The 12,374-nt window shown below is 48.0% G+C and carries 5 protein-coding genes; all 5 read left to right on the forward strand.

Features of this window, described 5'->3' with window-relative positions; translation table 11 throughout:
• Positions 1–13 precede the first annotated feature (13 nt).
• Genes brxC through brxL form a run of 5 tightly spaced genes read left to right on the forward strand, consistent with a single transcriptional unit; the run spans position 14 to position 12,372 of the window.
• Positions 14–3,667, forward strand: coding sequence for a BREX system P-loop protein BrxC (brxC, locus tag ACI3EW_RS03380; RefSeq protein ID WP_257322282.1), 3,654 nt, complete (start codon positions 14–16; stop codon positions 3,665–3,667).
• Between the two features lie 20 nt (positions 3,668–3,687).
• Positions 3,688–7,320 (forward strand): BREX-1 system adenine-specific DNA-methyltransferase PglX, encoded by a 3,633-nt coding sequence (pglX, locus tag ACI3EW_RS03385; RefSeq protein ID WP_485663273.1) that lies wholly within the window; start codon positions 3,688–3,690, stop codon positions 7,318–7,320.
• A gap of 27 nt (positions 7,321–7,347) precedes the next feature.
• Positions 7,348–7,704, forward strand: coding sequence for a hypothetical protein (locus ACI3EW_RS03390; RefSeq protein ID WP_257322284.1), 357 nt, complete (start codon positions 7,348–7,350; stop codon positions 7,702–7,704).
• A gap of 1 nt (position 7,705) precedes the next feature.
• Positions 7,706–10,228 (forward strand): BREX-1 system phosphatase PglZ type A, encoded by a 2,523-nt coding sequence (gene pglZ, locus ACI3EW_RS03395; protein ID WP_257322285.1) that lies wholly within the window; start codon positions 7,706–7,708, stop codon positions 10,226–10,228.
• Positions 10,229–10,257: 29 nt separating this feature from the next.
• Entirely contained in the window at positions 10,258–12,372 is a 2,115-nt protein-coding gene (gene brxL, locus ACI3EW_RS03400) for a protease Lon-related BREX system protein BrxL (protein ID WP_485663357.1), read from the forward strand.
• Positions 12,373–12,374 lie beyond the last annotated feature (2 nt).

Below are 12,374 nucleotides of genomic sequence, written 5' to 3' on the forward strand. Positions count from 1 at the left end.
GGAGGAAACAGTTATGCAGATCAAGGACATGTTCCGAAAGAAAATTGACCGTGAGATACAGGGCGTTATCATTGTCGGTCAGGGTGAAGAAACAAATGTAGCGCAGGAGCTGGAAGAGTATGTTGTGACCCGTGAGCTTCAGCGTCATTTTGCGGATTTCTTTGCAGCATATAAAAAAGGTATTCAGGGAACCACACCGAAAATGGGTGTCTGGATTTCCGGCTTCTTTGGAAGTGGTAAATCTCATTTCCTGAAAATCCTGTCCTATCTGCTTCAGAATAAACAGGTCGGAGACAAACATGCCATCGACTACTTCATTGAGGATCAGAAGATTACCAATCAGATGGTGCTGGCAGATATGCAGCTGGCAGCAAACACCCCATCGGACGTAATTCTTTTCAACATTGATTCCAAAAGCGATTCGAATGGCAAAGAAAATAAAGATGCCATTGTGAACGTATTCCTGAAGGTCTTCAATGAAATGCAGGGCTTCTGCGGCTCCATGCCTCACCTTGCTGACCTGGAGCGCAGGCTTTCCGAGGAAGGTCGTTTTGAAGAGTTTAAGGAAAAGTTTGAAGAAGAGTATGGAGATCCGTGGGAAAGCTCTCGCCAGGACTTCGATTTCATTCAGGATTCCGTTGTCGATGTTCTTTCTGACATGGATTTCATGAGCGAATCGGCTGCTCGTAACTGGTGTGAGAAAGCAACCGAGGGCTACCAGATCAGCATTGAGGATTTCGCCAAGCGTGTAAAGTCCTATATTGAGAAAAAAGGTAACAACCACCATGTGGTTTTCCTTGTAGATGAGATTGGCCAGTACATTGGTGATGATTCCAAACTGATGCTGAACCTTCAGACAGTGACGGAAGAACTGGGCAAGGAATGCATGGGCAAGGCTTGGGTAATCGTAACGAGCCAGCAGGATATCGACTCCATTACCAAGGTGAAGGGTAACGACTTCTCCAAGATTCAAGGACGTTTCGATACACGTCTTTCTTTGTCCTCTGCCAATGTGGACGCTGTTATCAAAAAGCGTATTCTGGATAAGACCGAGACAGCAGCACAGAGCCTGCGTCTGCTCTATGACCAGAAAGCAACCATCATCAAAAATCTGATTGTCTTCAACGACGGCGTGGAGAAAAAACTGTACGCCAACGCAGAAGACTTTGCAGAGGTTTATCCTTTTGTTCCATACCAGTTTAATTTGCTTGCCAGCGTGCTGACCAGCATCCGTACCCACGGTGCATCCGGCAAGCACCTGTCCGAAGGTGAACGTTCCATGCTGGCTCTGTTCAAAGAGTCTGCCATGCAGCTGATGGACGATGAGATGGGGGCAATCGTGCCGTTCTATCGGTTCTATGATGCATTGGAGAACTTCCTCGACCACAGCCACAGCAGCGTGATCATCCGCGCTTATGATAACAGCTACATCAACCCGGAAAAGAAGGAAAAAGATGTCTTTGCGATCAATGTGTTGAAGACCCTTTTCCTGATTAAATATGTTCTGGAGATCGAAGCCAACGTGGACAACATCGTCAGCCTGATGATTACCAGCATTGACGATGATCGTATTTCTTTGAAGGCACAGGTGGAGGATGCACTGAAAGTGCTGATGCGCCAGATGCTGATCCAGAAAAATGGCTCCGTTTATGTATTCCTGACCGATGAAGAACAGGAAATCAACAACGAAATCGAAAAAGAAAATGTGGAGATGCCGGAGGTCATCACGAAGATTGCGGAGATGATCTATGAGGACATTTTCTCCAGCAAGAAGTATCAGTACCCCAGCTTTGGTGGACGGTATGCGTTCTCCTTCAATCAGGCAGTGGATGACCGCCCCTATAAGGCAAACCAGAATTACGATATCGGTCTCCGTGTGTTGACCCCGTGGTATGAGGGCGGCACCGATGATGGTACGCTGCGCCTGCTCTCTGGCCAGGGCAAGGAAGTCCTTGTGGTTCTGCCGAATGATGATGCGTTCCTGACGGAAATGCGGGCATACTTGAAAATTGAGCGGTTCCTGCGCAAGAATACTTCTGTGCAGCTTGCCAAGTATGAGACCATTAAGGAAGCAAAGCGTGTGGAGATGCGGGAACGCAACGGTAACGCCAAGCTTTACCTGACGGAAGCTCTGAAAGAGGCTACCATTTATGTCAATGGCGATGTGCTGCACACTTCCGGCAAGGAAGTGACCAGCCGCATCAACGAGGCTATCGGAAGATTGGTGCAGACGGTTTACCACAAGCTGTCTTACATTGACGCAGCGATGGGCGAAGCAGACATCCGGAAGATGTTCAAGACCAGCAATCAGTTGTCGCTGGCACTGGGAGATACCGGAGAATCCAATGTTCACGCGCTGGATGATGTGCTGCAATTTGTGGCAGGTAACTCCCGGATGCACATGAAAACTTCTATGAAAACCATCAAGGATCGCTTTATGAAAGCACCCTATGGCTTTGTGGAAGATGACATCCATTGGCTGGTGGCACGTCTCTTTAAGCGTGGAGATCTGTCCTTTACGGTCAATGGTGAGAGCGTCAATCTGAATAACCGTTCCGAGGAAGAAATCATCGGCTACATCACGAAGAAGCAGTTCGTGGATAAGCTGCTGACGGAAGTGCGCGTCCGTGTGCCGGAAAACCAGAAAAAGGCCGTCCGCACCGTGATGAAAGAGCTGTTCAAGGTGGCACCGCCTGCCGATGACGAAGATACCATCATGAAGAACTTCCAGCATTACTGCGAGAATCGAATCACTGAGATTGAGCGGCTGGAACCGAAATATGAGAATTACGCCTATCCAGGAAAGGAACTTCTGGAAAAGGGCAAGAAGCGGCTTTCCGCACTGGTGCAGATTCAGGCACCGCTGGAATTCTTTAAGACTGTATTTGACGAGCAGGACGATCTGATGGATTTTGGCGAGGACTATGAGCCTATCCGTGATTTCTTTGGCAGTGAGCAGCTGACCATCTTCACCCGTGCGCTGGATATGCTGAATATCTACGAGGACAGCAAGACCTACATCGTGGATGCAGAACTGGAAGACGTGGTGGCTAAGATGCGCACCATCGTCCGGATGGCGAAGCCCTACAAGGAAATTCCAAAGCTGCCGGAGCTGCGCGAGAAGTTTATGAACTGCTATATGCGCATTCTGGAAGAGCAGGCAGAGCCGGTCAAGGATTCCATCAATCAGGATCGGAACCGTGTCTTTGAAGTGTTGAACACCAAGCCCTATAAGGATGCAAAGTTTAACCGTTATCTGGAACTGTTTAAGGAGATCATGGACGGTGCGGAGCACTGCAACAATGTTTCCACTCTGCGCAGCTATGCAGATAAGGCGGAGGCACTGAAGCTGCGCCTGCTCAACGAGATGAACGCAGAAGATATCCGTCTTGTGCAGGAGGCAGCGGCAAAGGCCGAGGCAGAGCGTAAGCGTCAGGAAGAAGAGGCGGAAAAGCGCGGCGAGACCGTGAAACCGGCAGAAAAGGTGGCAGAACCGCAGCCGGTATATAAGGTGCGCACCACGAAGAATGTTTCCATCAAGACGGTTGCCAAGACTGCATCGTGGCGGCTGGAGAGTAAGGATGATGTTGATAAATACCTTGCTGCATTGCGCGAAAACCTGCTGAAAGAGATGGACGAAGATACCATCGTCAACATTGAACTATAAATGACAGGAGGATTGGCTCCATGAACAAGACAGCCATAAAGAATTTTGCGATCTGGGCGCGGAATAAGCTGATTGCAGATGTCAGCTATGATGCCCGCCTGATCGGTATTACGGAGGAGGGCATTGCAAAGCCGTTGCCGCAGAGCTTCGGCGGCACTCAGTTCTTTGATATCGGCACTGCAGAACCGTATTCGATTTCCGGCGAGGCCGTGCGGCAGCGTGACAAGCTGATAGAGGTCATCCAGCAGAAGGAAAAAGATACCGACTACAAAACCGCATATCAGTATGTGATCGAGGAGGTTGCCTATACATGGTTCAATCGCCTGATTGCGATCCGTTTCATGGAGGTCAACGACTATCTGCCTTCCCATATTCGAGTGCTTTCTTCCGAGAGCGGAAAGTTGGAGCCAGATCTGGTCACGACACCGTTTGACGCAGAGCTGCCCTTTACTGCGGAGGAAGAGGCTCAGATTTTCCAGCTGAAGCAGGACAACAAGCTGGACGAAGCGTTCCGCATCCTGTTCCTGAAACAGTGCAATGCCCTGAACGAGATTCTGCCTGCTCTGTTTGAAAAGACAAAGAACTACACCGAGCTACTGCTCAGCTTGTCCGTTATTGACCAGGATGGCGTGGTCTATCATCTGATTCACGATATTCCGGAGGATGACTTCAACATCGAGCGCGGTGGTCAGGTGGAAATCATCGGCTGGTTGTACCAGTATTACAACACTGAGCCGAAGGCCGCTGCCTTTGCCAAGAACGGAAAGATTACCAAAGAGGAAATCCCTGCCGTAACCCAGCTGTTCACCCCGGACTGGATCGTTCGTTACATGGTGGAAAACAGCCTTGGCCGTCTGTGGGTGGAAGGACACCCGGACTGCGACCTGAAAGAAAACTGGAAATACTATCTGGAAGAGGCACAGCAGGAGCCAGAGGTGCAGGCAAAACTCTCGGAAATTCGTAAAGAGTACGCCGCTCTGAACCCGGAAGACATCAAGCTCATCGACCCCTGCATGGGTTCCGGCCATATCCTCGTATACGCCTTTGATGTGCTGATGCAGATTTACGAGAGTGCTGGTTACAGCCAGCGTGATGCTGCAAAGAGCATTCTGGAACATAACATCTACGGTTTGGACATTGATGACCGTGCCTATCAGCTGGCGTATTTTGCCGTGATGATGAAAGCACGGCAGTACAACCGTCGTATCCTCAACGGTGAGAACACCTGCCATGTCTATGCCATTCAGGAGAGCAACAGCATCAACCGTGCGCACCTGAAATATTTTGGTGCGGGCATGGACGATATTGAGAAGAACGCCGCCAAGATGCAGCTGGAAGGTTTGCTGGACACTCTGACCGATGCCAAGGAGTATGGCTCTATCCTGAATGTGGAGAGCTATAACTGGGATTTGCTGCGTCGGTTTGTGGCAGCAGAAGATACCGCAGGTCAGATCAGCATGGATAGCGTGGGCGTGGAAGATACTGCCGAGCAGCTGAATCGGCTTGTTGACATTGGTGAGACGATGGCACGGAAATATTGGGTGACCATTACGAATCCACCGTATGCAGCTATAAGTAATTTAAGCCCTAAAGTGAATGACTTTGTTAAAGCAAATTATCCTGATAGTAAAGTAGATCTCTTTGCTGTCTTTATTGAACGATGTGGTTTGATGACGCGAGTGAGTGGTTATCAAGCGATGATAACACAACATGCATGGATGTTTCTTGCAAGCTATGAGAATTTACGCGATAAACTATTAAACAAAGAACTGATAAATTTGGCACATTTAGGACCACATGCATTTGATGAGATAAATGGGGAAGTTGTTCAGACAAGCAGCTTTGTGTTCTGCAATGACTTTTTCTCAAATTATAATAGCACCTTTGTTCAATTAGTTGGCGGAAAAAATGAAGCAGCAAAAGCTGCTATGTTTATTTCTGGTGAACACCGTTTTAATAAAACAAATGAACAACTAAGAGAAATTCAAGGGACACCTTATACTGCATACTGGGCGTCAGATGTTGTTTTGTCGGCATTTAAAAAGTCACATTTAGTTGGTGATGTTTCGGAACCTCGCGTTGGTATGGCAACCGCAAATAATGATAGATTCATTCGACTTTGGTTTGAGGTGAACCGTAACAAATTTGGAATTAATATCTCGTCAAGAAAAGAAGCTGTTGAGAGCCGAAAGAAATGGTTCCCGTTTGCTAAGGGAGGGGAACAGAGAAAATGGTACGGCAATAATGATACAGTAGTAAACTGGGAAAATGATGGGTTTGAAATTCAGAATTTCAAAGATGAAAAGACAGGTAGGATACGTTCACATAACTATAATCTGGATTATATATTCAGTTCTGCATTGACTTGGACTGTTATTGGAACAGAGAAGACCTCATTTAGATTTTGCCCGGTAGGATTTTTGTATTCTAACAGTGGATATGGACTGTTTTGCAATAATGAAAAGACAAAATACTATTTACTTGGATTTATGAACTCCAAAATAGCCGCTTCACTGTTAAAGATTCTCTCACCTTCGATGGGATTTGAATCTGGATATCTTAGAAAGTTGCCACTGATAGAGTCGGATTCTTTGGATAGTATAGTAGAGCGTGTTAAACATTGCATTGATGGCAGTAACGCAGAGTGGGACTCTTTTGAGATTTCTTGGGACTTTAAGAAACATCCCTTACTCCGTAACGTTTCCACGATTTCGGAGGCCTTTACCCAGTGGCAGTCAGAATGTGATGACCGTTTTAACCAGCTGAAAGCCAACGAGGAAGAACTGAACCGCATTTTTATTGACATTTACGGTTTGCAGGATGAACTGACCCCGGAAGTGGAAGATAAAGATGTGACGGTGCGTAAGGCTGACTTGCAGCGGGACATCAAGAGTTTGCTCAGCTACGCTGTGGGCTGCATGTTTGGCCGCTACTCTCTGGATGTGGAAGGATTGGCCTATGCAGGCGGCGAGTGGGATAGCAGCAAATACCAGAGCTATATTCCGGATGCTGACAATGTTATCCCCATCACCGATGAAGAATATCTGGACGATGATATTGTATCGCGCCTGTGTGCATGGCTGAAAGCAGTGTACGGTGCTGATACGCTGGAAGCAAACCTTGATTATATCGCAAAAGCCCTCGGCAATAAGGGCAGCACCAGCCGGGAGATTATCCGCAACTACTTCTTGAACGATTTCTTCAAGGATCACTGCCAGACTTACTCTGTCACTGGCTCCGGCAAGCGTCCGATCTACTGGCTGTTTGACAGCGGCAAGCAGAACGGCTTTAAGGCACTGGTCTACCTGCACCGCTACACGCCGGATACCATCGGAAACCTGCGCATCGACTACCTGCACAAGATGCAGCGCGTATATGAATCCGAGATCAACCGGATGCAGGATATGATGGATCACAGCGAGAATGCCCGTGAGGTGGCAGCAGCCTCCAAACGCAAGGATAAACTCGCCAAGCAGCTGAAGGAATGCCGGGAGTATGATGAGAAGATCAGCCATCTGGCACTTTCTCGCATCGAGCTTGACCTCGATGACGGCGTAAAGGTCAATTACCGTAAGCTTCAGACCGCGCAGGACGGCAAGTTCTACGAGGTGCTGGCAGACAGCAAGAATATCATGGTGAAAGAAAAGAAATAAGAAAAAATGACCGGAGGGAGTGGGAAAATGCAAAATCACTGGACAAAGGACGATATCGCAGTGGCATGGCAGCGTTTTGAACGCACATATGCCCATGATCCGGTGGCATACCGCTTCCTCTGCGGTCATTGTATTCAAGATGAAACCGATGAAGATGCGTTGGATTACAATATCATTGGTGTTTGGCTTGTCTGTCATAGAAAATATCGTGACTGGTCAACCGAGAAATCCTATGATCTGGCATGGATACTGGAATTTATGCAGGCGTATCACATGACGATTCCACGGTACATCAAAAGAACAAAGTTCTACCGGAAAAAGATGAAGTTATTGCTGAGTTCTCTTGTAAGAGATAAAGACCAATCACAGGAAAAAGGACAATGATATGGCAGAATTGAACTTGAAACAAATTATAGACCGCCTGAATGCGGAATTTACCGGGGAGACCCGGAAACTGGTTTTCTGGTACGATGACAAGGCAGAATTTTTCGAGGATATGGAGACGGTGGAGCTTCAGAATGCGAAGATCTACTATCTCCAGCCGGATAACCAGTTCTATACAAAGTATTTTCTGGAGCGTGTGGATAAGACCACGAATTATCTGATCTATGCACCGTTTCCGAAACCGGATGTAAGGGACAACCATCTGGAAGACACAATGCTGTATTCCAGACGGTTCTTTGCTGACCGAGCCTCCTTGCTGTCGGTTGACCTGGGTATTGAGGAAAAGTACAAGCCGGTTATTGAGAAGCACATCAAGTTTTTCGCCAACAAAGAGCGCACTCAGCGGTTCTATGATTTGGAAATCGAAAACTTCAATGAAGAAAATATCCTTGTCGGTCTGCTCAGTGCAGTCTGCAAGGCGCGTACCTGCTCTTTTGAGGAAGTCGTGCGCATCGTGTTGACGGATGGCGAGCTGGTGGACAATGCTTTCTTGCAGGAGTTTGAAAAATACGACCTGCTGTCTGCATTCTGGCAGCTCTGTGAGCAGCATTTCGGATACACCGATACAAAACCGAGTTTGGAACGGCTTTTGGTAACATTGTTCGTTACTTATACTGGGCGATATGTGCAGGCAGAGCTTCCGGCAGCATGGAAGAGCTTTGTTTCCTACAAGTCCGGCAATATCATCGCATTCCTCGATAGCCTGATGAACAGCGTCCTGTACCGGGATAAATACGACGCTTTGTCGGCACATGTTGCCAAAGGGCTGAATGTTTTTTCGGCATTTGCAGGAATGCGAGTGGACGATTTGGTGGAGTGCGACACTTTCCTTGCCGTGGATCAGGTGCTGGTAAAGTGGCTCGTTGGCAGACTTGTTTCGGAAGATATCGGCGCAATCGTAAACGGATTTACCATTCCGGAACTCTGTGAAAAGCGGGCTAAAATGCACTTTGGCAGAAAGACCGGGAAGACCTATCAGCTGCTTTCCAGTGCATACAGCATGGTGAAGGAAGCGGATTACCATGCCACAGATGGCTTAAAGCCAATCATCGACCGATATCTTGCTGCGGATTACAATATGGATCAGCAGTATCGAAAATTCTACTATTATTACGACCAGCTGGAGAGCACGGAAAGCTTTGAGCCGCTTCGGGAACTGGTGGAAAATATCTACACGAACGAATATCTGGCTTGCCTGCTCCCTGCCTGGAATGCTGGAATCCAGCAGGATGCCGCATTTTCGGTAATTCCGTTGCAGCGAGATTTTTACAATGCCAATCTGCGATATACCAAAGAACGCACCGTGGTCATCATTTCGGATGCCATGCGTTACGAGGTCGGACAGGAGTTGTTTGCCAGAATGCAGGATGACCCGAAATGCACGGCAAAACTTTCTGTACAGTTGAGTGTTCTTCCGTCTTATACGAGGCTCGGTATGGCAGCACTTTTGCCACATAAGACACTGGAAATGACGGATGATTTTCAGGTACTGGCAGATGGTATCCTTTGCGATAATCTGGCAGGTCGGCAGCAGGTGCTGCAAAGCTATAACCCGGATAGTGTCTGTGTACAGTTCGATGATATCAAAAATCTGAAAGTGGCAGAGCTGCGAGATGTGCTGACAAAACGTCAGATCATCTATGTATACCATAATCAGATCGACGCGCGTGGAGACAAGGCAAATACCGAGGATGAGGTGTTTAATGCGTGTGAGGAAGCCGTTCAGGAAATTATGGATCTGATTCATAGAATCTCCGTTAGCGGCAACACCTATCATTTTATCGTTACTGCCGATCATGGCTTTATTTATAAGCGTGATAAGCTGACAGAAAGTGACAAAATCTCCGGGAAAAGCGCGGACAAAGCATTTGTCAATCGCAGATTTATTGTGTCCAAGGCGGCACTGGGAGATGATGGCATCGACCATATGAGCATGGGACGCATTCTGGGGAACGAGGACAGCAAGATGGTGTCCTATCCTGTCAGCAGTAATGTCTTTAAGGTGGCCGGAGGCGGTGCTAACTATGTGCATGGCGGTTCCTCACCGCAGGAAATGCTGGTGCCGGTGCTGGAGTTTAAGATGGAACGCGGTCACATGGAAACAAAGAATGCAGAAATTGCTCTGGTCAGCATCGTCCATAAGATTACGAACCTGATCACTTCCATGGACTTTATCCAGTCGGATGCAGTCAGTGATACTGTAAAAGCGGCAAAATACCGTATTTTCTTCCTCTCGGAAGACAATGAGAAAATCTCGAACGAAAACAGCTATGTGGCGGACAGTCGCGAGGAAAATGCGCAGAAGCGTATCTTCCGGATGCGTTTCACATTCAAGAATAAGAAATACGACAAGGACAAGCAATATTACCTTGTGGTTTATGACGAAGAAAGCGGTCTGGAGCAGTGGAGGCAGCCTGTTATCATGGACATTGCCTTTGCGGATGACTTTGGATTCGGATTCTGATATAGAGGAGGCAGGAATTCCGTATGGAAATGATGGATATGGCGGCAGACGATACCCGTGAAGAACTGCGCCGGAAGCTGCGCAGCAACTTTGACGGTCGGATCGTCCGCAAAGACCTGACAAAGAAAATAAAAGAAGGAGCAAATGTTCCGGTCTATGTGCTGGAGTTCCTGCTGGGTCAGTACTGTAGTTCAGACGATGAGACAATCATTGAGCAGGGCGTTCAGAATGTGAAACGCATTCTGGCAGACAACTTTGTCCGCCCGGATGAGGCTCAGAAAATTCTCTCACAACTGCGCAAGAACGGGAGCCATACCATTATTGATATGGTGACAGTGCATCTGGATATCAAAAAGGATTGCTTTTTTGCAGAGTTCTCTAACCTTGGCCTCACCAATGTGCCGATTACAGATGATTATCCGGAAAAATATGACCGGCTGCTTTGCGGCGGTATCTGGTGCATCGTGCAGCTGGAATATGAATCTGAGGGAGACAGTAGCTTTGGAGTCACGGATATAGATGGACAGCCGATTTCCTCTAAACAGAAAAAGCAGAAGGATATCTCTCCCATCAGCATCCATAAGCTTACTCCAATCCAGATGCCCCATATCGACATTGAAGAAGTTCGAGAGGGACGCAAGGCATTCACACAGGAAGAGTGGATGGATGTTATGCTGCGTTCCTGCGGATATGAGCCGGAACAGCTGAACAATCGGGAAAAGTGGCTGCTGCTTGCGCGTATGCTGCCGTTGGTGGAGAACAACTTCAATCTCTGTGAGTTGGGGCCGCGCAGCACAGGCAAGTCCCATATCTATAAAGAAATCAGCCCGAACAGTATCCTGGTATCCGGTGGTCAGACGACCGTTGCAAATCTGTTTTACAATATGGGGCGCAAAACCGTAGGTTTGGTAGGCTTATGGGACTGCGTTGCCTTTGATGAGGTTGCCGGAATCAAGTTTAAGGACAAAGACGGCATTCAGATTATGAAAGACTATATGGCTTCCGGCTCCTTTGCCCGTGGCAAAGAGGAAAAGGCAGCATCGGCATCTATGGTCTTTGTAGGAAACATCAATCAGAGCGTGGATGTGTTGCTCAAGACTTCCTCTCTGTTTGACCCGTTCCCGCCGGAGATGGGAACGGACACAGCCTTTCTTGACCGTCTGCATTGCTACATTCCAGGCTGGGAGATTCCGAAGTTCCGTCCGGAGCATTTTACAAACGACTACGGCTTTATCACGGATTACTTGGCAGAGTTTATCCGAGAACTGCGGAAAGAACAGTATGGTGATGCGTTGGATAAGTATTTCCGCCTTGGAAAGAACCTGAACCAGCGCGATACGATTGCTGTCCGCAAGATTGTAGGCGGCTATGTGAAATTGCTGTATCCGGATGGGGAGTTCACGAAGGAACAGATTGAAGAAATTCTTGTATTTGCGCTGGAAATGCGCCGTCGCGTCAAGGAGCAGCTGAAAAAACTGGGTGGAATGGAATTCTATGATGTGAACTTCAGCTATATTGATCTTGATACCTTCGAAGAAAAATTTGTTTCCGTGCCAGAGCAGGGCGGTGGAAAGCTCATCCCAGATGGCATCTGCAATCCGGGACAGGTATATACCGTAAGTCAGGGCAAGTCCGGTATGATCGGCGTATTCCGCCTTGAGAGCCAGATGCTGCCCGGTAACGGAAAATTTGAACGCACGGGCCTTGGCAGCGACCGCGACTGCAAGGAATCCACGAATACGGCGTTCAATTTCCTGAAGGCAAACGGAAATCGTATCAGTGGCAGCATCAGCACCACGATGCGGGATTACATCATCAACTATCAGGATTTACAGGGCATTGGCATGACCGGAAAGCTGGCATTGCCTACATTGATTGCACTATGCAGCATCGCTCTTGGACGGCCTACGGTCAGTACACTTGCCGTGCTGGGAGAAATCAGTATTAGCGGCACGATTCTGAAGGTGGACGAGCTTGCCAATAGTTTGCAGGTGTGTCTCGATAGCGGAGCAAAGAAAGTGCTGCTTCCGATTACCAGTGCAGCAGACCTTGGCACCGTGCCGCCGGAGCTGGTGGGTAGTTTTAATCTGATTTTCTACAGCAGCGCGGAAGATGCGGTGTTTAAGGCGTTGGGGGTAGAGTAATA

The organism is Pilosibacter rotomagensis (assembly GCF_045062245.2).
GTDB lineage: Bacteria > Bacillota > Clostridia > Lachnospirales > Lachnospiraceae > Pilosibacter.

Coding starts and splice junctions, on each gene's coding strand:
- pglX (WP_485663273.1), top strand. CDS start 3,688: ATGAACAAGACAGCCATAAAGAATTTTGCGATCTGGGCGCGGAATAAG.
- pglZ (WP_257322285.1), top strand. CDS start 7,706: ATGGCAGAATTGAACTTGAAACAAATTATAGACCGCCTGAATGCGGAA.
- brxC (WP_257322282.1), top strand. CDS start 14: ATGCAGATCAAGGACATGTTCCGAAAGAAAATTGACCGTGAGATACAG.
- brxL (WP_485663357.1), top strand. CDS start 10,258: ATGATGGATATGGCGGCAGACGATACCCGTGAAGAACTGCGCCGGAAG.
- ACI3EW_RS03390 (WP_257322284.1), top strand. CDS start 7,348: ATGCAAAATCACTGGACAAAGGACGATATCGCAGTGGCATGGCAGCGT.